Below are 23,171 nucleotides of genomic sequence, written 5' to 3'. Positions count from 1 at the left end.
TCAATCTACATAGCTCACATGAACTAGGTTCGTGCGTCCTTTCCGGGGAAGTGGCATACCAGCACAAATCACAATGGTATCCCCACTCCTGATATACCCTTCACTGACTAACGTTTGCTGAACCAGCCTGACTCCCGCATCCGTATCACTCTGGAAAGGAATCTGAAAAGCTTTTGTACCCCACAATACCCCGACCTGCCCAATGACATGCGGGGAATCCGTAAATGCATAGACGGGCATTTGGGGACGATGTCGAGCGAGTGCACGAGCAGTCGCCCCAGATGCAGTCAAACAAACCAGTGCTCGTGCGCCTACATGCGCGGCCAGTTCACAGGCAGTTAGGCTCACCGCATCCGTGACATCCTGAAAATCTTTAATCGAGCTTAACTCTTCCGGGAGTCCACGGCTTCTTTCCGGCAGTGCATACCAGTGTTCTTCTGCCGATCGAATGATCCGAGCCATTGCCTCAACCACATGCGCTGGATGATCACCGACAGCAGTTTCTCCGCTCAGCATCACCGCATCCGTACCATCGAGAACTGCATTCGCAACATCACTCGCTTCTGCCCGTGTGGGGGTATGACTTTCAATCATGCTCTCCAGCATTTGCGTCGCAGTGATGACAGGCTTACCCGCCAAGAGACACTTATGTATGATCTTTTTTTGTGCGTGGGGAATGGACGACATCGGCATTTCAATTCCTAGATCACCACGTGCAATCATGATGCCATCACTGACCGCTAGAATTTCGTCAATGGATTCAAATGCTTCGGGCTTCTCAATTTTTGCAATGATACCTGCCCGATGGCCTGCAGCTTTCAGATGTTTGCGCAGATGTACAACATCGGTTTCATTACGTACAAAGGACAGTGCAATCCAATCAACATCCAGATCAATCCCTACTTCAAGGTCTGCAAGATCTTTTTCAGTCAATGCGGGCCCACTCGTTCGTACATGGGGGAGGTTTACTCCCTTCCGTGATTTCAAAATGCCCCCCACCTCCACGCGTGCATGAACATCTTCCCCTGAAATCGATGTGACGGTAAGCACTAATCGACCATCATCAATAAGGATCTGTCCTCCAGGAGCCAGATCAGATGCGAGTGCATCATAGCTAACATAGATGTGCTCCTCTGACGACACATCCTCTACCGAATTAAATGCAGATAGCGTCAGTTCCGCTCCATCGACTAGCGTTACCGAACCATCCTGGACCGCCCCTACCCGAATACGCGGGCCCTGAAGATCCTGCAATATTGCAACTTGTTTCCCCTGTTCTTGCGCTTGCTCACGAACGAATTCAACAACCTTCCGATGATCTTCATGCTCACCGTGTGAAAAGTTCAGCCGAACCACATCCGTGCCTGCTTCAATCAAGGCGGCAATCGTGTCACGATTATTTGAGGCAGGCCCCAAAGTCGAAATGATCTTCGTATGGCGGTGCATCGTGGAGGGAATCATGGGAGATCTGCGTTTGATTGGTATCTTTCAAAGAGGGCGCATATCTTACTTGAACCCCTCTGTACCTAATCTGCTTCCTAAATCTCAAATCTATGCGTTTCTCTCTGATCATTTTTGCTCTGTTTCTGGTCTCTAGTCGTGTGCAAGCGCAGGATCACCGCGCCATTGAGTTCCCTGATGTCCCTGGATTTTACACGCTGACCTGTGACCTGCACATGCATACTGTTTTTTCTGACGGCAGCGTCTGGCCAAATATCCGAGTTGAAGAAGCACATCGCGATGAACTGGACGCGATTGCGGTGACGGAACATCTGGAGTATCTCCCGCACAGAGCTGATATTCCTCTTCCCGATCGTAATCGTGCCTTTGAAGTCGCAAAGGCAGCAAATCGAGACCATCCACTGATCATCATCCCTGGAGTAGAAATTACGCGTTCCATGCCTCCTGGGCATGTCAACGCAATATTCATCACGGACGCGAATGCATTGGTGTCTGATCAGGGTGAGGCACCAATGGAGGTTATGGAGGTATTTGAAACGGCTCGGGAACAGGGCGCATTCACATTTTGGAATCATCCTGCCTGGACTCCCCAAGCTTCGGACGGGATCGCAGTACTGGACGATCTGCATAGAACTCTCATTGACGAGGGTATGCTGCATGGCATTGAGGTTGCCAACCAGTTTACGTACTCGGATGAGGCTCTCCAGATTGCACTTGATCATAACCTGACTATCATTGGCACTAGCGATATTCACGGACTGATTGACTGGGATTTTGAGGTTGCCCAAGGAGGGCACCGACCGGTTACTCTTGTATTTGCGGAGGAGCAGACCGCCGAAAGTATTCATGAAGGGCTGAGGGCACGTCGAACCGTTGCTTGGCACCGAAACACGCTGATTGGTCGTGAAGCTGAACTCCTGCCGCTCATTCATGCATCTATTACCGTTGCGAGTGCTGAATTCAGGTCTGGAACATCCGTATTGAATGTCACACTAGAGAACCACTCCGATGCCCGATTTTTACTACGGAACACCTCTGATTTCACATTCCATGAAGATGCGAACCTCGTCGAGGTTGCACCTCATACTCTAACGGAGTTCGTACTGAAGACCACTGGACAGGATGCACCTTACCTGGTTACCTTTGATGTTCTGAACGCTATCACTGCGCCTGGTACTCATCCCGAAATTACACTCACGATTGATCCTGACTCATCATCTGAGTGATCGACCAGCATGACGATTAAGCTGCTGACGGCGTCATAAGGTTAGCAGCGGAACCTTGTGCAAAATTCTCTCATTCGGCACGAATGTTGCTCCCGAGATACTCAAGGGGCATATTTTGCGGACTGGACAAGAAGTTTGCAAGAGCCTTGTTTGAAAAACTAAAGTCAATCATGTCATGAAACCTCCTCTTTTATTCATTGCTGTCCTTTTCTCTGGCTGTGTCTCTACTCAGTACATCCCTGTAGACCATTCCCACCCCACCGTAGAATACTATGTCCGCACATTTGATGGCTTGGACCACGATATTGTTTTTGATGCGACCGTGCAAATGCTTACCGAACAAGGATTTACTATTATTGACACCGAAGAGGAAAAAGGGATCATTAACACAGATTACCGTGTAGAGAATCGGTCCTTTAATCGCCGTGCTATACGCAGGAAAATCTCTGCACTGGTATCAAATGCACCGAGAGGAACGCAAATCCAGCTGAACTTTGACCTCCAAGAAATTGAGGATCAAATTCTATGGGGCGATGATGTTGTCATCTATCGTTCAAAATATTTGAGTCCACACGCTGCGCAGCGTTATTACCGCGAATTCTTTAATGCTCTTGAAGAGTATTTACCATAGAAGAGGCGAACGTTGGCGAGGTTATCCTCGCACTTTAACGGAATCAAGTCCGAAGACATCTGGGCAGGAGGGATCTATCCTGACTACCCTTCAGGTCCTGAACGCAATTGCTGTACCTGGTAAACTTCCCGAAACTACACTCACAATTGACCCTGATCTATCATCTGAGTGATCAATTAGCGTGACCTTTAGACCGCTGACGGCGGCTTAGGGTTAGCAACAAAATTAACAATATCATGAAACGTCCTCTTCTCTTGTTACCCTTCCTTCTCATAGGCTGTGTCACCACCCAGAGTCTCCCGGCAGAGGATCGCTCCCGTACCTATGATCTGGATTATGACTTTGTTTTTGATGCGACTGTACAAATGCTTGCTGAACAGGGATTTGCAATCATAGACGCTGAAAAAGATGAAGGGATTATCAACACGGACTATCGGGCTGAGGGCTCCTTTCTGAGCTTTCTGTCCGGCCCCACACGTCTGAAGGTTTCTGCGCTGGTATCCGACGCACCTAATGGGACGCGGGTGTTGCTCAACTTCGACCTTCAGGACGTAGATGATGATGCACGCGGAATCTATAATTCAAGAAGTCTAACTCCACGTGCTGCGCGAAGATATTATCGAGACTTCTTTGGTTCACTCGAAGACTATTTGGCACCGTATTAGCTGATCAGGTCCATGGGCCGGTAATGGCCAATGTCAAGCCGTCCCACTGAATGTTGACAAACAGGGTAGTCCCATCCGGTGAGAAGGTTGCTCCTGCCAGCTCGGAGTTACTCACCGCGTTGCGAGCAAACTTGTAGATCTCACCCTCCGGAGTGACTCCAACGAGGAATTGTTCATCGGATCCATCCTCACATACGATTAGATCTCCCCAAGGAGTGACCGTAAGGTTGTCTGCATTCTCAATCAAACCGGGATCATTGGGTTCAATAAATAACTCGAGCCGATTCTCCGAGGGAATTAGCCGCCAGATCTGGCCACACTTAGCACTCCCACCATTGGTGCAGGCGAAGTAAACGGCATTATTCCCGTACCACATCCCCTCACCGCGTGCAAACCTAGCTGCACCCTGATCAAATCCTCGAAGACGCAGATCATCCAACGGAGCTTCAATATCGTCCAGATCTATCCAACTAACCTCCATCTGTGATCCGACCGCTACGGTCTGTGTCTCCCAATTCCGCGTGTCAAGGCTGGACCTGCCTGCGACTTGAAGCGCCTGCAATCGACCTCCGGCTTCCAGATTTGTGGGATCCTGCGGAATGAAACGGTAGATCAGACTATCATGCATATCCTCTGTCTGATAGATTATGTTGGTCATCGGGTCAACCGCCACTGCCTCATGATTGAATCGCCCCATTGCCCGAATCGGAGTTGGGCGTGCAATCTGCGGTGTTACGCTTGCGGGAACCTGAAAGACATAGCCGTGATCTTCGGCAAATCCATCTCCCGCCAGAGTAGTGATCTCCTCGCATGTGATCCAGGTATTCCAAGGTGTTGGACCGCCTGCGCAATTGCGCAACGTGCCAGCAAGGCTTAGATATTGAGATACCAACCCCTGCGTCGCGGTATCATAGACAAAGGTCGTCGTTCCGCCAAGCGCTGGGCTTCCCTCTGTGCCCGCATCATACAGGAGATCTGAGTCAATACGATCCAGCAGCATATTATCCGCCCCGAATGGACCCATATCTGGACCTGCATCTGGATTAACTTCATGATTCCGAATCACAATGGTTTCTCCGGCAGGGCCGGCAAACGTGGCCATGCCATCCGCGGCGCCCGGCACATAAAACCCATCATCCATTAGATCCCCCATGCGGGAAACAATCTTGTAACTGAAATTTTCAGGCAGATCCATAATTCCCTCTGGATCAGCTATGAGAGGACCGAATTTTTCCTTCGCTTGCGCCGAGAAACCACGACATCCAACCAATGAATGTAGTCCAACGAAACCGAGCGCAAACGCACCGGAGGTCTGGAGAAACTGACGACGAGAAGCAACTGAGTTCTGATTATTGGAAGATGGCATTTATACACGCTCTATGATGACGAAATCCTCTGAGATTGAAAAAGCACATGCAATTTTTGATCCAACATGCACAGGGGTTCAACGCCCGAAAGTACATTGTGTACCAAGTTTCGGCACAAGTTTAGGTGCCTATTTCGGCTAACTAACTCACCTCACTTGAGCATACACGTCCCACATCATTTCTCAAGACACGGAATCCCTGACAGCCAAAATCTTTCTGGCAGCTTCCTGGGAATCAGCACCTGTCGTCTCGCTTTCGGCGTATCGGTGCGTCCCGTAATTCCTGCGACTACGGCCTGATTGTCTCCATCCTGGCGATCCAGAGCCCACTATTCAAATCGGATGTATAGATATGCCCTTTGAAGATCTGAGCTCCCCAGGTCATAGGCCACCCCGGTACCATAGACTGTTCATCCGTGGTCATAACATGCGCTATTTCCCGACCCTGCCTGTAAAGATTCCCTCTCAGCTCTCCACTAATATCAACCACACGTAGCCCCCCCTGATAATAGCCTACATATAGGCGATCCTCTTCTACCCACACATTGTGGGTGCCCGCATTCGGCACTTCATACCGGGCAACCTCTACGGGAGCTTCAAGATCTGACACATCTAGAATATGAATGTATCCTCTGGCATCTATTGGCTTGCTCGCATCCCAATCGTCCGGAAAGATTTCATCTCCGACAAATAGATATTGGCCGTGCCTCCATGCGACATGGGTATTACCTTCTGGGTAGGAAAGCCGACTGACCATTACAGGAGCCGTTGGAGTCCCACCGTGGGTTCCCGCTCCCACATCCAATGTGACGACGCCATCGTCCCAGTAAGAAAGGTATGCATACCCGCCTTGGACAATAACATCATGCAGAGTCTTTTCTTCCCTATCCAGTTCCCAGCGACCGACTTCCTTCGGATGAACCGGATCAGAAATATCAATGATATGGAGCGCACTCGTCCCGTTGTGGCATGCATACACAAGATCTTCCTCAATCCATACATTATGGACACCCCCGGTGACGGTTGCCGTGTATTCTGAAAGAATTTCGGGATGTGCTGGATTCGACAGATCCAGAATTACAATCCCATTGCGACGATTAGAGGCACCTTCACGCGTAATCACTGCAAGTCGATTACTCTTGTGAATCTTCACATCATTGATCCGACGAGCATCCACCTGGATTGAATCGGTCAAAACAGGGCGTTCTGGATTGGTTACATCAAAAACCTTCATCCAGTCGTGCATAAAGGTGCCGATATACGCATAATCGCGACCATTCACACCTTCAAACACCCATGTGTCTCCTGAATTATGATGTGCAATCGGGCCACGACCGGTAACTACCAGTGTCTCTTTGTGGACTCGAGGTTCAACGGCTAAAATGAGGGATCGCTGAATATTTTCTCCAATATTTGCAGTGATCGTATAATCAATTGCCTCCTCCGCCACAAAGATTCCTTCTGCCCCTTCACTTTCCATGAATGCTCCACCACCCGATGCCTCCCACGATGGATAAACCCCTTTCACCTCCTCCCCATCCTCATCAACTGCCTGAACCCGAAAACGTACAACATCTCCCTGTCTCACGATATATCGATTTTGTGCAATCTGATAGGAGACCACGGGATTCGGTACAACCTCTAGGCCCATGGAAGCCGTTGCGCCAGCCGTCCGAATCGTCAGCGTGAATGAACCTGGACTCTTCGCATGAATACGACCGTCCCGGTCCACCGTTGCAACTGTAACATTACTACTGAGAAATCGAATACGGCCCTCCGGAATTGAGCCATTTACTCCCACTTCAATGGGCACGCTAGTCCCCGAGAGTATTGGAGAGACCGGTACGCTGGCAACAAGTTCTGTACCGCCACCTTTCTCAACGGTAATCTCTGCATATCCTGGCTTTCCTCCCATGATCGCAACGACAACCGCGCTACCGGGAGCCAAACCCCGAACTGCTCCGCTCTCATCAATCGTCGCAATTCCTGACTCGGCAATATGCCACCTGGTCTCTAATCCCGTGACCGCTTCGTCATCTGCATCATATGCTTTTGCCGAAAAATTCGTAGTCTCACCTACTTTTAGAGAGGCCGATCCCGGCGAAATTTCAACACGCTCGGGAAGAGGCGTCTGAAAACTTACCTGTATGAGTAATCCGATGAGTAATAGCTGCATTGGCTGGTGGTCAGTTACGCTGCCCTATAAACTTCTACTGACGGATGCATGATCCACAGCGAATAAAATTTAAACCCCGTGAGCAGTCACCAAAGTCATAGCATCTGGAATGAGTCCCGCCGGGTCTCACTCCTTTCGATCCCAATCGTCGCGACCCAGCTAGGACAAATCAGTAACGGGTTTGTTGACGTGATGATGGTAGGCCGCCTGGGATCACCGGAACTCGCTGGAGTAGCTCTCGGCAACGCCACCTATTTCCTGTTTGCCCTGATCGGAATCGGAATCCTGTTGGCCGTGGGACCGATGGTTTCACAGGCGTACGGTGCTGGAAAGCACGATCCCATTGGACGCACTACACGACAGGCACTCTGGCTGGCCACTCTTCTGTCCCTTCCTGTATTACTGATCATGTGGAATGCAAAATTGCCATGGATCCTCATGCAGCAGGATGCGGCCACAATGGACTATGCCGAAGGATATCTGCAAGCCGCAATGTGGGGATACCTCCCCTTTATGTGGTTCAATGCACTGCGCAATTTTGTGGAAGCAATTGCTCGACCGCTGCCCATTACAATCATCATTTTGATGGGTATCCTACTGAATATTGGAGCGAACTACGGGCTGATGTTCGGCAATTTTGGCCTCCCCCGTCTTGGACTCACTGGAACTGGATGGGCAACCTGTATTGTCCACTGGTTTATGTTTACTTGCATTGCCCTGTATGTTGCCTTTCAGCATCCCTATCGCTCCTACGGAGTCCTGCGGAAGCTTCGAACCCCCGACTTCGGCTATTTTCGCGAACTGCTGCGTGTGGGATTTCCAATCGGAGGATCCATTGGGCTTGAAGTGACCCTTTTCAGTGCAACCGCCTTTTTGATTGGCACCTATGGAGCAGTCCCGATTGCTGCCCATCAAATTGCCATTCAATGCGCTGCGATCGCCTATATGGTGCCGCTGGGGATTGGTCTTGCGACCTCCGTCCGGGTAGGCCAAAATATTGGGGCCAAGGATTTTTCTGCCGCGGCAATTTCAGGATACGCGGGCATGGCCTTATCCCTCATCTTTATGTCTTGTACAGCACTCCTGTTTTTGCTTGTTCCGAATTTCATTGTCAGTATCTATCTGGACACGAGTGATCCGACCAATATCCCAACCATCTTACAAGTGGTTAGCTTACTTGGTATTGCAGCACTTTTTCAGCTCTTTGATGGACTACAAGCCACTGCACTGGGAGCACTAAGAGGCCTGAAGGACACACGTATCCCGATGGTGATGGGATTTATTGCCTACTGGCTGATTGGCATGCCAACTGGCCTTGGACTCGGGTTCGGTCTAGGGATGGGGCCGGAGGGATTCTGGTGGGGGCTTGTTATTGGCCTGATAGCCGCCTCTATCATGTTCACGCACCGGTTTGTCCGGATGACCAACCGGTTGAAAACCGGCAGCTCTCTTCCCAATTGAAATTTCGGTTGATTTATTGTGAAGATTTGTTGAATTACTAAATAGAATCCGAGAATACGGCCTAAAATTTAGAATAATGTCGTAAATTCGCTGCGGCTGGAACGCTCTACCCTTCAATGCCCCAAATTTTTCCGAGGAAATCCAACACGCTTCCGCACCTGTCTCTGGGTGCAATGCTTGGAAGCGGTATCGTTGTGGTATTTTTGGTGTGGTATTATTTCTCACCCGAGTACACGGATGTCGGCTACGCACCTGAGCAACCTGTACCTTACAGCCATCGTGTCCATGTAGATCAGTTGGGGCTTGATTGTCGGTATTGTCACAACTTTGTGGAAGTAGCCGATGTCTCAAACGTGCCGGCAACGGAAACCTGCATGAATTGTCACGAAATTGTTCTTCCACAAAGCACAGACCTCGCACCAGTGCGAGCCAGTTGGGCAGACAATTCATCAATCCCATGGGTCAAGGTCCATCAACTACCAGATTATGCCCAGTTCAGCCACGCGGCGCATGTAAACAACGGGGTCGGCTGTGAGACCTGTCATGGCAGAATTGATCAGATGGATGTGGTACGTCTTGAGGAGCCGCTCTCCATGGGGTGGTGCCTTGAATGTCACCGGGAACCGGAGAAGTACCTCCGACCAAATGAAGAAATCACTACGATGGGCTACGTACACAGTGCCGGATTCTTGGAAGATAATTTGAACCGAATCAAACAGGAAGGTATTCGCCCACCAACGAATTGCAGCGCCTGCCATTATTAGTCGGAAACGTGTTATGATATCTCTTCCAGTTATTGGCGACACTCCTGCGAGCTCCGAGCAAAAGTTGTGGCGCAGCCGCCCACACCTTGATCAAGATCCCAGCCTATTGGAACAGGTTTCTGAGGAATTTATCCCTGGAGCGAGTAACGCCCCTACTGGGAGTAATCGCCGTCACTTTATGCAACTGTTGGGCGCGTCCATGGCTATGGCTGGCCTAGCCGCCTGCCGCCGCCCGGTAGAAACCATCATGCCGTTTTCGGACCGTCCGGAAGAACTGATTCCTGGCGTTCCGCTGCACTATGCGACTGCGATGAATTTTCGTGGAACCGCCCGCCCACTTCTGGCAAAAAGCTACGATGGCAGACCGGTCAAAGTTGAAGGCAATCCAGATCATCCAAACGCTTCGGGATCTTCTGGCGTCTTTGAACAGGCCTCCTTGCTTCAACTCTATGATCCTGACCGCTCAAAAACCATTTTGCGTACCGGTTCTCCTGTGAACTGGGAAGATTTTCTGTCTTTGTGCCAACGATTCCAGACACGAAATCGACGTGTGGCTGTGCTTGCAGCACCAGACAGTTCGGCAACGCGTGCCCGCCTACAGGCTCAAATTGAGAGTCAGTTCCCAGATACGAGATGGATTGATTATCGCAGCGAAGGAGATGATGTTGAGACCCTTGGGATTCAGATGGCCTACGGGCAGCCACTACAACCGGTCTATGACTTTGCAAATGCTGAAGTCATTGTAAGCCTAGATGCAGATTTTCTTGGCCCTCATGCCAAGAACGGCACTTTGAACACCTCTTCTTTTGCCCAAGGACGCAGGCTCAATGGCGCCCAAGATCAGATGAGTCGGCTGTATGTTGCAGAGAGCACCTACACCGTAACCGGCACCATGGCCGATCATCGTAGGCGGATGCGGTCGGATGCCATTTCCGATCTGGCAAGCCAGATTGCCACTGCACTGGGGGTTTATTCCGGGGCAAGCCCCGACTCGTTTGCTTCCGGCATCGCCAGAGATCTGCAAACAACCAATGGTCGCTGTGTCATCGTTGCCGGTGAAACTCAACCTGCCGAGGTACATGCACTTTGTGCACTCATGAACCATGCCCTTGGTGCCGTGGGTACAGCCATAACCTTGCTGGACACCGGAGCCTCTACCCAACTACCCCAATCACAGACGCTCCCCGCACTGGTCGAGGAAATGCAGGCCGGGCAGATTGATCTGTTGCTGATGCTGGGAGTCAATCCGGTCTATGATGCTCCACCAGAGTTGAATTTTCAGGATGTGATGGGACGTGTCAGTGACACCGTACATGTCGGTATGCATGTTGATGAGACGGCTCGGGCAAGTACCTGGCACATCCCCCTGACCCATTACCTAGAATCGTGGGGAGACGGCCGTTCATGGGATGGGACGCTCACGCCAATTCAGCCACTTATTGCCCCGCTGTACGGGGATACGCGAAGTGAAATCGAAATCCTCAGTGCACTTTCGAGTGGGCAGTATACCAGAGGGTACGATTTGGTACGTGAAACCTGGGCCTCCGTACTGGGCGAGGAAGATTTAGAAAATGTCTGGTGCCGTGTCCTGCACGATGGCTATCTGCAAGACACCGGCTATCCTTCGGTTACCGCCGAACCTGCCTTCGACGCACAGCTCCCGGAATCCGATTCCAGCCTTGAACTCGTAGTCAGACTGGATCCCACCGTGCTTGATGGCAGCTTTGCCAATAATGCCTGGTGTCAGGAGCTCCCGGATCCGATCACGAAAATTGTATGGGACAACGTTGCCGTACTAAGCCCAAAGACCGCGGAAGATCATGGGCTTGTCTGCGAGTACTCGAAAGGTCGCTATTACGCTGACGTCGTCACACTGACCGTTAACGGACACGAGGTTGAGCTGCCAATCTGGATTCTACCCGGGCATGCAGATGATACCGTATCGGTTACGTTGGGGTATGGCCGCGAGATCTCTACGACACGACCCGAGCGGGACACCCCCTTTTGGGACACGGACGACACAACGGATATCTATGCCCGAGGTACCCTGGCCACCGGCGTGGGAACGAACGTTGCAAAACTCAGGAATTTGCTCGCGAAACCTGTCTCCGTCGGAGTCCAACTCGCGGCAACGGGCCGCAAATGGACCATCGTTACGACACAGGATCACGGCATTCTGGACACAGAAGCCCGCCCATTGATCCGCACAGCAACAATGGAGGAGTATCAAGCAGATCCGGCATTCGCTCTGCAGGATGAAGCTCCGACGCCCGGCTCCGACGTAAAGACGGACTTTTCTGATTACCCTGAGCTCTGGAAAAATCAGCACCCGGCTAAAACCCCTGCCTTTCGTGACAGTGATTACTGGCAGAATCAGTGGGGAATGGTCATTGATCTGAATGCCTGCACGGGATGCAATGCCTGCATTGTCGCATGCCAAGCGGAAAACAATATCCAGGTCGTCGGCAAAAAAGAGGTCGGCCATGGGCGCGAGTTGCACTGGCTGCGCGTAGACCGGTATTTTATCACCGAGGGTGGGGAAGATCTGGATGCAGATCCTCAGATCGTCATGCAACCCATGCCCTGTCAGCACTGTGAGAATGCGCCCTGCGAATCCGTCTGTCCGGTTGCCGCAACCGTACATTCGCCCGACGGCACAAACCAAATGATCTACAACCGGTGTATTGGTACGCGTTATTGCGCCAATAACTGCCCGTACAAGGTTCGCCGGTACAATTTCTATAACTGGTCCAAAACGATTCCGGAAACCGTGCAGATGGCCCAGAACCCGAATGTGTCGATTCGATTCCGGGGAGTGATGGAAAAATGCTCGTTCTGTGTGCAGCGGATTCGCCAGACGCAGAAGAGAGCCGGACTGGAAACCCGTCCATTACATCGCGATGAGGTTGCAACCGCTTGTCAGCAGGCCTGTCCGGCTGAAGCCATCACCTTTGGTGACCTCAACGATCAGGAAAGTGGGGTCAGCCAAGCCGTGCAGAATCCGCGCAGCTACAAGCTATTGGCCGAATTGAACATTAAACCAAGGGTTTCCTATCTGGCCCGTGTACGTAATCCAAATCAGGACTTGGAGCCTGCGGGATCGCCATAGCCCTAGAAAACATCCAACTGCAACGTGTCTGCATCGACTGACAAGACTGTAACGCTCCCCGCGGAACCACCACTGGTTACCGGGAATCTGGGGTTTCATGATATCACCCAGCTAGTCTCCTATCACACAGAAAAACGCCCCCCTTCCGTGTGGTACATGGCCATTGCTGTGTCCTCTACACTGCTGTGTATCCTTCTACTAATGATCGCCTATCTGGTATGGAACGGGATTGGGGTCTGGGGCAATAATAACCCCGTAGGGTGGGGATGGCCCATCGTTAACTTTGTGTTCTGGGTTGGTATTGGGCACGCCGGAACCTTGATCTCAGCCATCTTATTCCTCTTCCGGCAGCAGTGGCGTACGGCCATTAACCGAAGTGCAGAGGCGATGACCCTCTTTGCGGTCATCTGTGCATTGTTGTTTCCCACGATCCACGTAGGTCGGATATGGGTAATCTACTGGACCCTGCCCCTTCCCAACCAGATGGAGATGTGGCCTCAGTTCAAAAGCCCACTTCTCTGGGATGTGTTTGCCGTCAGCGTGTACTTCATAGTATCGCTCATATTCTGGTATGTCGGTCTAGTCCCGGATTTAGCGACTCTACGTGACCGGGCTCGCAACGCATTCCGCCGCCGGATTTTGGGATTCTTTTCTCTTGGCTGGACGGGGGCAAACCGCCACTGGCGCAACTATGAGAAGACCTACCTGCTCCTCGCTGCACTTGCGACTCCATTGGTCTTGAGCGTACACTCTGTGGTTTCTTTTGACTTTGCGGTGAGCATTATCCCAGGTTGGCACACTACTATTTTCCCGCCCTATTTCGTCGCGGGAGCTATTTTCTCGGGGTTTGCAATGGTGATGACTCTCCTGATCCTCGCGCGGAAGATCTACGGGATTCAAAACATTATCACCATGGATCACCTGGAGAAGATGGCGATTATCATTCTCCTTACGGGATCGATGGTAGGTTTTGCCTACATCACCGAATTCTTCATTGCTTGGTATTCACAGGTTGAATATGAGCAATATGCGTTCCTGAACCGGGCAACTGGCCCCTATGCATGGGCATATTGGACAATGATGTCCTGTAATCTGCTCTTCCCACAATTCTTCTGGATCAAGCGTCTGCGGCGAAGCATTCCATTCCTTTTCCTGACCTCGATCGTTGTAAACATTGGGATGTGGTTTGAGCGGTTTGTGATCACGGTGACCAGTTTGCACCGAGACTTCCTGCCAAGTAGCTGGGATTACTTTAATCCGACGATCGTAGACGTCTTGACACTTGTCGGATCGTTTGGTCTCTTTATGACCCTGTTTTTGATTTTCCTTCGCTACTTACCCATGGTCGCCATTGCAGAAGTGAAGATGGTACTGCCGGAAAGTGATCCCCATTACTATGATCAGCATGAGTCTGGGAGTGAGACCAACTAACCTGTGAGCCGATGTTAAAGAAATTGATCCAGAGCGTGAAGGCAACCATGGGGATCTATGAAGCCCAGGAAGACGGTGTCTACGGGTTATTGGCTGAATTCCCTAATCCAGGGGTTCTGATCTCTGCAGCTCGTAAAGTGCATTCGTCCGGCTATCGTCACTTCGATACCCACTCTCCTTTCCCGATTCATGGAATGGATCGTGCGATGGGACTAGGACAATCCAAAGTTGGATACATTACCCTCATTGGCAGCGCGACTGGACTGGGACTCGCGACATGGATGCAATGGTGGACCTCCGCCGTGGACTACCCTTTGAATATCAGCGGAAAGCCATTCTTCGCGATTGAGCCATCGATCCCGATTATGTTCGAACTCACGGTGCTGTTCTCTGCGTTGTTTGCCGTAGGTGGAATGCTGGTATTGAATGGGCTACCCCGCCCCTACAACCCACTTTTCTACTCCCGGGGATTTTCGCGGACCTCCGATGATGCATTCTTTTTGCACATTGCAGCAAGCGATCCGAACTTCGATCTGGATCAAACAGAATCACTGCTCCAAGAAGCAGGTGCAAAGACGGTCGAAGTAATTCATGACCATGGATATTCAGAGCTGCATACGGCCTAAGATGAAGAAGCTCTCTTTTTTACTTGGAATTGCGCTCCTTCTCGGCGGGTGTCGCGGCAGCCTGAAAGAGGATCCACCCATCCACATCAATCCAAATATGGATGCTATGGAGCGGTTTGAAGCCCAAGAGGCCAACCCTTTCTTTGAAGACGGCCGAGCTATGCGACCTCCGGTCCCTGGGACCGTAGCCCGTGGCATGCTGCGGGAAGACGTGGCATTCCACGCCGGACGTAATGCTGATGGAGGTTATGTACAAGTGATGCCGGTGGAGTATACCGTGGAATTTGCCAACCGTGGACGGGAACGCTATGATATATACTGCTCGGTCTGTCACGGTGTGGCTGGAGATGGCCAAGGAATTGTAATGACGGGCGGGTATGGGTTCGTACCCATTGGTTTTCACAATGACCGCCTGCGCACCATTGAGGATGGATACCTGTATGAAGTCATCTCTCAAGGAGTCCGAACCATGCCCGCGTATGCGCAGCAGATCCCGATTGCAGATCGATGGGCAATTGTCGCGTACGTAAGAGCATTGCAGCGCAGTCAGAATGCAGATAGAGACGATATCCCGGCTGATGAGCAAACCAATTTTTAGAATACGCCTTGAAACGAGGATCTATGCGTGACGCACTGCGAAGCAGCTCGCTCTTGATGAAGCTTGTTGATCCCTTGGCCCCCACCAAGAGTGGTCAGTACCCCTTTACCGGTACATCTCGTAGCTACATCATTCCGGGACTTGTCGGTATGGTGGTGGTTGTGGTAAGCATTGCTGTTGGTATGAGCGAGGCATTTCTTGAGCAATTTTATTTCTCTTATCTGATCGGCTGGACCTTCTGCCTCTCCATCGCCTTGGGATGCTTGTTCGTCGTGCTGATCAAACATCTTGTTCGTGCGGAGTGGATTGTTGTCCTACGACGAATCCCAGAAGCGGCTGCGGTCTCCTTCCCGCTTCTTGCTATCCTGTTTATTCCCATCCTGATTGGCATATTTGATGCCCACGGCCCCTATCACCACTGGACGGCGGAAGGCATTGCTGACCCAACCAGTAAGTACTATGATGAGATCTTGGCCGGGAAGGTTGCTTATCTGAATATCCCGTTCTTTCTGGTTCGAATCGCGTTCTATTTCATTGCATGGACCTTCGTCTCTTCACGCCTGTGGAGATTGTCTCTGCTTCAGGATGTGACCCGTGATCCGGGTATCAGCGCCCGCCTACGCCACCTAAGTGCCTGGGGCTTACCGTTGTGTAGCATTACGACTGCGTTCGCAGCGTTTGACCTGCTCATGACATTATATCCACACTGGTTCTCAACCATATTTGGGGTCTACTTCTTTTCTGGAGCGTTTATGGCTGCCTTTTGCTTTACCGCACTGTGCGTTGCTGGACTGCAACGGGGAGGGATGCTGCGAGGGGCCGTGACAGCTGAACACTATCACGACCTGGGGAAGCTTATGTTTGGGTTTGTGGTGTTTTGGGCCTATATCGCGTTCAGCCAGTATATGCTTTACTGGTACGGTGGAATTCCTGAGGAGACCGTCTGGTTTAAGTATCGACTCCAAAATGGATGGGAGACCCACAGCGGGATCCTGCTGTTTGGGCACTTCATTATTCCATTTCTGATTCTTTTGCCCCGTGCCATCAAGCGTTACTCAATTCCCCTTGCCATCATCGCGGTGTGGCTTTTGATTATGCAATGGTTTGATATTCACTGGCAAGCCATGCCCATACTGCATCCAGATCAGGCTCAGTTTCACTGGCTGGATCTCAGTTGCTGGATCGGGCTCCTGTGTGTGTTCATTGCAGGATTCCTGTGGCGTCTTAGTCGGCATGCAATTGTGTGCGAAGGAGATCCAAAATTAAGCAAATCCCTGCATTTCGAAAACGCTTAGCGTATCCGTCATGTCTGTTGAATCTGAAGATAGGCCCTCTGACCGACCTCTTGTTCAGCATGAAGCCATTGCTGCGATCCCCCTTATTTCTTTTGTGATTTTTCTGTTAATTGGGCTGGGATCGTTAACATTTTTGGCCTCATATTGGTTTAAGCGTGAGGCGGAGCAGGTGGAACTGGAACGTGCGGCTCAGGCTTCGTATCCGGAACTAGAACGATTACGGGTTGCCGGACTCCGTCAATTGAATCGCTACGAAATGTTAGAGGATAGCACGTTCCGGATTCCAATTGAACAGGCCATTATGAGGGTAGCAGAAGAATTTCCCGATAGTGTCCGTATCTCTGAGGAAATACAACCCTAAATGCACAAAGGATGTATTGCCATACTTACCCTTTGCATGTACTCGGCCCCCGTGTACGCACAACTGACCGAGCAGGCTAGTCTTGCGTACGAGGGAGTTGGGCTCACTCCTCGTTTAGGAGAGCAGATTCCGCTTGACCTCGTATTTACGGACTCGTACGGCAAAGCTGTGACTCTGGGAGAGTACTTCCAACAAGATCGCCCAGTCGTCCTTACGTTTGTTTACCACACCTGTCCGATGCTGTGCAGTGTACTTTTAGACGGCGTTACTCGAAGCCTGGATGATGTACCATGGGCACCTGGGGACGGTTACGAAATGGTCACTGTTTCATTCAGTCCCGCAGATACCCCCGAACGAGCGGCTGAGCAGCGTGCCCGCTACCTCCGGCGACTCGATGATGAAGATGCCGAATGGCATTTTCTTACTGGCAGCGAAGATGCGATACGAGCATTGACCCAGGCAACGGGGTTCATGTTCAAGTGGGTCGAAGAACAGGGAGAATATGCGCATCCCGCCGCGGTGATTGTCCTGAGTGATGAGGGGATCATTACCCGTTATCTGCCCGATCTAGCGCCAAGGGGCCGAGATCTACGTGCCGCGATCGTGGAAGCTTCCGATGGAACCGTTGGCAATTTACTGGACCGCGCCTTTCTTTACTGCTTTCAATTTGATCCAACAGCCAACTCCTACGTACTCGTGGCACGGCGTGCCATGCAGGTTGGAGGTGGAATAACAGCTCTGATACTCATTGTATCATTGGGCTTACTATGGATGAAAGACACAAAAAAGTCTGAGTACGCATGAGCCAGCAGACCTCAATATGGCTTCCAGAAGCGGCCTCCACGATTGCGGGGGATGTTGATGCGCTTTTCTACTTTATCCTCATTACGAGTGTGATTTTTTTCGTGGGAGTCGTCACAACCATGGTAATCTTTGCCTGGCGTTTTCGCCGGCGCAGCCCGGATGACCGCCCTGAGCCGGTCCACGAAAATAAACTGGTGGAAGCCTCCTGGATTGTCATCCCGTCCATTCTTGTAGCTGTCGTTTTTATCTGGGGGTTCAAATTATTTCTCGAACTTGGAATTGCTCCCCCAAACTCCTACGAGGTGAATGTGACTGCCCGGAAATGGAGTTGGAGTTTTAGCTATCCGAATGGGGCTATCTCCACCGATCTCCATGTCCCGGTAAATCGTCCGATCAAACTTCGCATGAGCAGCGACGATGTGATTCACAGTTTTTTTGTCCCAGCTTTTCGTGTAAAAGCTGATGTGTTGCAAGGACGCTACTCCTATGTCTGGTTTGAAGCAACAAAAAAAGATACGTTTATTATCGCCTGTGCAGAGTACTGCGGCACCTCACATTCAGATATGTACGCTCGAGTGATCACCCACTCGCAGGATGACTTTGAAAACTGGCTGGTGGAAAGTTTGCCCGATGACAACTTAACACCCGCACAACGAGGCGAGCGCCTCTACGAACAGTGGGGCTGTATTGGCTGCCATACACTGGATGGAACGACTCCAATGGGCCCAACTTTTCTTGGTCTGGCAGGCAGTACGCGAAATTTCGCAGATGGTACAAGCGCCGTAGCTGATGATAACTACCTCCGCACTTCGATTTTAAATCCTGGATTGCAGATTATTGAAGGCTGGGACGACATAATGCCCGGGCAATATGCAGCGAATCTGTCATCCGAAGAAATCGATGCACTTGTAGCATTTATAAATGAGCAGCAGTAGGTATGAGTGACGGATCACACAATTATTTGAACGCCAGAAAGGGCCTCTGGTCATGGCTCTCTACGACCGATCACAAGCGGATCGGAATTATGTATGCGATCGCTTGTGGCGCATTCTTCCTGTTAGGGGGCATCCTCGCAACATTTGTACGAACGGAGCTTGGGGAGCCTGGGGAGACGATTCTCGGGCAGGATCAATACAATCAGATGTTCACGCTCCATGGCGTGGTCATGGTTTTTCTGGTCATTATTCCTGCCATCCCCGGGATCCTTGGTAATTTTGCTCTGCCCATACAGATCGGGGCCAAAGATGTGGCATTCCCTCGACTGAATCTGGCGAGCTGGTATCTCTTCATGGCGGGGGCGATCATGGCGGTTTGCGGATGGTTGTTTGTCGGGAAGGTGGATACTGGTTGGACGTTTTATACACCTTACTCCAGTGGAGCTTCGAATGCAGTACTCTGGCTGACTTCGGCCGTTTTTGTCGCCGGCTTTGCCTCCATCTTTACCGGTTTGAACTTCATTGTGACCGTGCACAAGATGCGCGCTCCCGGCATGACATGGAACCGGCTCCCGTTATTTACCTGGGCCATCTACGCGACGGGCATTGTTCAGGTGCTGGCGACGCCAGTGATTGGGATCACCATGGTTTTGCTTTTCCTGGAAAAGCTGTTACAGATTGGCATCTTTGATCCGGCTTTAGGAGGAGACCCCGTTCTCTTTCAACATTTCTTCTGGTTCTACAGCCATCCGGCAGTCTACATCATGATTCTCCCGGCGATGGGAATTATCAGTGATCTGATAGGGACATTCTCCAGGCAACACGTCTCTGGATACACCTTCATTGCCCTTTCCTCGGTTGCGATTGCATTTCTGGGGTTCCTTGTTTGGGGGCACCATATGTTCGTGTCAGGCCAGAGCGCCCTCTCTTCGATTATTTTCTCGATGCTCACGTTCCTGATTGGAATCCCGACCGGCATCAAGGTCTTCAACTGGGTTGCGACGATGTACAAGGGGTCCGTATGGCTCCGAACTCCAATGATCTATGCGCTCATGTTCCTATTCCTGTTCACGATTGGCGGTTTGACCGGGATCATGGTTGGCGTGCTGGCAGTGGATGTACACTTACATGACACGTACTTCGTGGTTGCACACTTCCATTATGTCATGATGGGAGGTGCACTCATTGGGCTGATTGGAGGCCTGCACTACTGGTGGCCAAAGATGACCGGTCGGATGTACAATGAGACTGCGGGCGTGATTGCGGCGATCCTTGTATTCATTGGCTTTAACCTGACCTTCTTTACCCAGTTCTTCCTAGGTACCAAGGGAATGCCACGTCGCTATCATGATTATTCTGAGTTCCTGCAAACCTACCCGGAATTTGCAGCACTGAATATGGCGTCTACGATCGGTTCTTACATCCTAGCAGTTGGTCTGGTAATGATTCTGATTTACGCATTGTACTCACTGTTCAAAGGCCCCAGGGCCACCGCAAACCCCTGGGGAGCCTGTACGCTTGAGTGGACACACACCGGCCCGGTTCCAGACGAACATAATTTCCACGATACCCCCCTGGTTACCCGTGGTCCCTATGATTTTCACCTGGCGGATGATGTCTTTGGCCAAAAAAATGATTCTTAGGTAATGAATAGTGCAGATACCACACTGAAGCACTATTTCGTTAGCCACGAACAGCAGTTCGATGCGGCGAAGCTAGGCATGTGGCTCTTCCTGGTTACGGAAGTACTCCTGTTTTCCGGGATGTTTGTGGCTTATGCGGTCTACCGATCCTGGCACCCGGAGGTGTTCCTTCAGGCTAGTGAGTTGTTGGATTGGCGGCTTGGTGCGCTGAATACGGTTGTACTTCTGGCTTCAAGCTTTACGGTTGCTCTCTCTATCCACTTCGTTCAGAAAGGGCAGAATGACAAAGTGATTGGGTTTTTGATCCTGACACTCGCATGTGCAGCGGTCTTTATGATTGTCAAGTACTTTGAGTATGAGGGCAAGTTTTCTCACGGGGTCTTCCCAGGGGCTGGCTTCGAACCGCACGGGATGGTAGATGGCAAAGATTATTCCAAGTACGACATTCCGTTCGCGCCCCAGTTTTTCAGCATCTATTTTGTGATGACGGGTATTCATGGTGTCCATGTGCTGGTGGGAATGGGCCTGTTCGGGTGGCTCACAACGCGTGTTGCCCGCGGCCACTTTTCCCCTCAATATTACACCCCGGTTGAGTTGACTGGGCTGTATTGGCACTTGGTTGACATCATCTGGATCTTTCTTTTTCCATTACTCTACCTGATTTAGGGCTTTATGGCACAGAGCCACCATCATATCATTCCGGTGCGCACCCTTGCTTTGGTTTTTGGTGCGCTTCTGTTTCTCACTTTGATCACGGTCATCACTGCCCAGATTGATTTGGGGATCTTGAATGTCCCTTTGGCATTGGCTATTGCGGGTTCCAAGACCATTCTAGTCATCTTTATCTTTATGGCCCTGAAATACGACAATCCAGTCAATATGCTGACTGTGGTCCTTGGGGTTGTATTTGTCGTCGTCTTTCTGGCACTTACGCTTGCTGACACGGAATTTCGCGGCAGTATGGGGATTACAGAACCTGGGACTACAGAGTCTGCTTCCATCGAATCGTCCCCGTAATCATCCGATGCAGAGCCACGCACGCCGTAGGGCGATTGGGGATTTTGCCAACATACTTCGGATTATCTCTGACCGCTGACTTTCATGATCAGATTTCTACGATCTCTGTTCCCTGAGCTTGCGTGATGCCTGTTATTGCCTCAACAGCCGAAATTAGCCTGAACCGCCTTGCCAATGCACTGTATTAACGACCAAGTACCGAGAGCGCTACTGTCTTAAATTTGAAGATTTCCACTTACGATTAAACTGTACTTTATGCCATGAGAATTTTATTTGTCAGTCTCTCTGTCCTGTGTTTTCTGACCTTGAATGCATGTGACAGCTCAAGTAACGATCAGGTCTTGGAAATCACCATTGGCCTCGCAGCACCCTTGACGGGTACCTTGGCTCGTACTGGCCAGGAAATGCGTGTTGCGGCAGAAATGGCTGTCGCTCTCGCGAATGAAGGCCTTACCGAGGGTCGCCCGTCCTTTCGACTCACGGTTGAAGATAGTAAGAGTACCACTGAAGGTACTGAGGATGCGTTCCGCAGCCTTATCTCCGGTGGAGTCGCATTTATCCTAGGACCCTACACCTCGACAAACACAAATCATATTATTCCCATCATTGATGAAGCTCGTGTTGTCACGATCGCCCCTGCCTCTGCTGCACAGGGGTTAGCTGCCAAATCTGATTGGCTCTTCCGATCTACGCTCACTGTTGATATTCTAATGCCGGCCGGAGTGCGTGCAACCCACGCACATCTTGACTACAAGAACATCGGCATTCTGACTAATGCAGCTGATCGGTTTTCTCAAAGTGCAGAGGATAAATTTGTTGAGGAGATTGGGAAACTCAGTAGAGTGTCCATCGGCGTGAAGCAGTCTTTTGACCGACGTGGCGGTGATGCTTCACCTGATCTGACACCTCAGATTAATGCACTCACCGGTGCAACCCCGGAGCTAGATGTTCTTTTCTTTTTTGGACTTGCTCCCGACCGGCAGAATTTTGTCCTGAAAGCTCACGAATTAGGTGTTACGGATCTGCCCTTCGTGATTACACTGCTGAGCACCTCTGATATTCGTTTAGTCCGCGAATCAGCACCATCTTCAGCCGAAGGGATTCTGGTGCTACACGCATGGATCGCAGGTAGCAATCACCCTGCAAGCCAGGTATACGTAAGAGAACATCAAGCACGGTACAATGAGGTCCCGAGCGATATTCATGCGCGGACGCACGCCGCAGCAGACCTCCTTTTGAAAGCGATTATGGAAGTTGCTCCCGAGAATATTTCAAATGAGGCAGTCAGGGAAGGACTATCTGGGATGCACAACGTGGACACGATCTATGGCCCATTTTCTTTTGACGACAATGGTGATGCTGATTTCATCCCATTGGTCGGTGTTGTGCGCGGCAGTAATATTGAACTCCTTGAAGACTAGCATTGGCATATTACCTTGCCTTTGGTAATCTATCGCTTGGATCAAGTACGGCCTAATCCCGGGAGACCTACCCGATGCAACGACTACGTTTCTTCCGAGAGGATTCCCGTCTTATCCTGCAGAATATGGGCGGAAAGTCTGTAACCGTCGGGACGTAAAAACCCACTAAGTATTTAGCAGA

20 protein-coding genes are annotated in these 23,171 nt (G+C 50.9%); 17 read left to right on the top strand and 3 right to left on the bottom strand.

The features are described 5' to 3' along the window. On the bottom strand, nt 1-1,446 hold the full coding sequence (gene pyk / locus F4Y64_09750) for a pyruvate kinase (GenBank protein ID MXX97881.1): 1,446 nt from the start codon (nt 1,444-1,446) through the stop codon (nt 1-3). A 107-nt stretch (nt 1,447-1,553) separates the two neighbouring features. Between pyk and F4Y64_09745 the strand changes: the two genes are divergently transcribed. The 3 genes from F4Y64_09745 (at nt 1,554) to F4Y64_09735 (ending at nt 3,983) form a co-directional block, all read left to right on the top strand. Next, nucleotides 1,554-2,687 carry a PHP domain-containing protein gene (locus tag F4Y64_09745; protein MXX97880.1) on the top strand — a complete coding sequence of 378 codons (1,134 nt, stop codon included), beginning with the start codon at nt 1,554-1,556 and terminating at the stop codon, nt 2,685-2,687. A gap of 175 nt (nt 2,688-2,862) precedes the next feature. Further along, a complete protein-coding gene (gene bamC / locus F4Y64_09740; GenBank protein ID MXX97879.1) occupies nt 2,863-3,318 on the top strand; it encodes an outer membrane protein assembly factor BamC in 456 nt (151 codons plus the stop codon). Nucleotides 3,319-3,554: 236 nt separating this feature from the next. Next, nucleotides 3,555-3,983, top strand: coding sequence for a hypothetical protein (locus F4Y64_09735; protein ID MXX97878.1), 429 nt, complete (start codon nt 3,555-3,557; stop codon nt 3,981-3,983). Between the two features lie 4 nt (nt 3,984-3,987). Here the strand turns inward: F4Y64_09735 and F4Y64_09730 are convergent, their stop codons facing one another. Together F4Y64_09730 and F4Y64_09725 are read right to left on the bottom strand one after the other, a co-directional pair. Continuing rightward, nucleotides 3,988-5,349 (bottom strand): DUF839 domain-containing protein, encoded by a 1,362-nt coding sequence (locus F4Y64_09730; GenBank protein ID MXX97877.1) that lies wholly within the window; start codon nt 5,347-5,349, stop codon nt 3,988-3,990. 289 nt (nt 5,350-5,638) lie between these two features. Then, the gene (locus tag F4Y64_09725) at nt 5,639-7,525 is read right to left on the bottom strand and encodes a hypothetical protein (GenBank protein MXX97876.1); all 1,887 of its coding nucleotides are present in this window, start codon (nt 7,523-7,525) and stop codon (nt 5,639-5,641) included. Nucleotides 7,526-7,603: 78 nt separating this feature from the next. Between F4Y64_09725 and F4Y64_09720 the strand changes: the two genes are divergently transcribed. The 14 genes from F4Y64_09720 (at nt 7,604) to F4Y64_09655 (ending at nt 22,990) form a co-directional block, all read left to right on the top strand. After that, a complete protein-coding gene (locus F4Y64_09720; GenBank protein ID MXX97875.1) occupies nt 7,604-8,986 on the top strand; it encodes an MATE family efflux transporter in 1,383 nt (460 codons plus the stop codon). 116 nt (nt 8,987-9,102) lie between these two features. Beyond that, nucleotides 9,103-9,750 (top strand): cytochrome c3 family protein, encoded by a 648-nt coding sequence (locus tag F4Y64_09715; GenBank protein MXX97874.1) that lies wholly within the window; start codon nt 9,103-9,105, stop codon nt 9,748-9,750. A 13-nt stretch (nt 9,751-9,763) separates the two neighbouring features. Beyond that, entirely contained in the window at nt 9,764-12,859 is a 3,096-nt protein-coding gene (locus F4Y64_09710; protein MXX97873.1) for a 4Fe-4S dicluster domain-containing protein, read from the top strand. A gap of 24 nt (nt 12,860-12,883) precedes the next feature. After that, nucleotides 12,884-14,290, top strand: a complete 1,407-nt coding sequence (locus F4Y64_09705) for a hydrogenase (GenBank protein ID MXX97872.1) — start codon at nt 12,884-12,886, stop codon at nt 14,288-14,290. A gap of 11 nt (nt 14,291-14,301) precedes the next feature. Further along, the gene (locus F4Y64_09700) at nt 14,302-14,916 is read left to right on the top strand and encodes a DUF3341 domain-containing protein (GenBank protein ID MXX97871.1); all 615 of its coding nucleotides are present in this window, start codon (nt 14,302-14,304) and stop codon (nt 14,914-14,916) included. A gap of 1 nt (nt 14,917) precedes the next feature. Beyond that, nucleotides 14,918-15,514 carry a cytochrome c gene (locus F4Y64_09695; GenBank protein ID MXX97870.1) on the top strand — a complete coding sequence of 199 codons (597 nt, stop codon included), beginning with the start codon at nt 14,918-14,920 and terminating at the stop codon, nt 15,512-15,514. 23 nt (nt 15,515-15,537) lie between these two features. Further along, nucleotides 15,538-16,809 carry a hypothetical protein gene (locus tag F4Y64_09690; GenBank protein ID MXX97869.1) on the top strand — a complete coding sequence of 424 codons (1,272 nt, stop codon included), beginning with the start codon at nt 15,538-15,540 and terminating at the stop codon, nt 16,807-16,809. A 10-nt stretch (nt 16,810-16,819) separates the two neighbouring features. Beyond that, nucleotides 16,820-17,170, top strand: a complete 351-nt coding sequence (locus F4Y64_09685; GenBank protein ID MXX97868.1) for a hypothetical protein — start codon at nt 16,820-16,822, stop codon at nt 17,168-17,170. A 36-nt stretch (nt 17,171-17,206) separates the two neighbouring features. Then, on the top strand, nt 17,207-17,974 hold the full coding sequence (locus F4Y64_09680; GenBank protein MXX97867.1) for an SCO family protein: 768 nt from the start codon (nt 17,207-17,209) through the stop codon (nt 17,972-17,974). Further along, nucleotides 17,971-18,909, top strand: a complete 939-nt coding sequence (gene coxB / locus F4Y64_09675; GenBank protein ID MXX97866.1) for a cytochrome c oxidase subunit II — start codon at nt 17,971-17,973, stop codon at nt 18,907-18,909. The genes F4Y64_09680 and coxB overlap by 4 nt, the downstream gene beginning before the upstream one ends. Before the next feature lie 2 nt (nt 18,910-18,911). After that, on the top strand, nt 18,912-20,552 hold the full coding sequence (gene ctaD, locus F4Y64_09670; protein ID MXX97865.1) for a cytochrome c oxidase subunit I: 1,641 nt from the start codon (nt 18,912-18,914) through the stop codon (nt 20,550-20,552). Between the two features lie 3 nt (nt 20,553-20,555). Then, nucleotides 20,556-21,218 (top strand): cytochrome c oxidase subunit 3 family protein, encoded by a 663-nt coding sequence (locus tag F4Y64_09665; GenBank protein ID MXX97864.1) that lies wholly within the window; start codon nt 20,556-20,558, stop codon nt 21,216-21,218. Between the two features lie 6 nt (nt 21,219-21,224). Beyond that, nucleotides 21,225-21,569, top strand: coding sequence for an oxidase (locus F4Y64_09660; protein ID MXX97863.1), 345 nt, complete (start codon nt 21,225-21,227; stop codon nt 21,567-21,569). A 260-nt stretch (nt 21,570-21,829) separates the two neighbouring features. Continuing rightward, entirely contained in the window at nt 21,830-22,990 is a 1,161-nt protein-coding gene (locus F4Y64_09655) for an amino acid ABC transporter substrate-binding protein (protein MXX97862.1), read from the top strand. The last annotated feature ends 181 nt before the right edge of the window (nt 22,991-23,171 follow it).

This window comes from Rhodothermaceae bacterium (assembly GCA_009838195.1).
In the GTDB taxonomy this organism is placed as follows: Bacteria; Bacteroidota; Rhodothermia; order Rhodothermales; family Bin80; genus Bin80.
The sequence above is the reverse complement of the archived record's forward strand: the minus strand, read 5'-3'. Positions and strand labels throughout refer to the sequence as shown.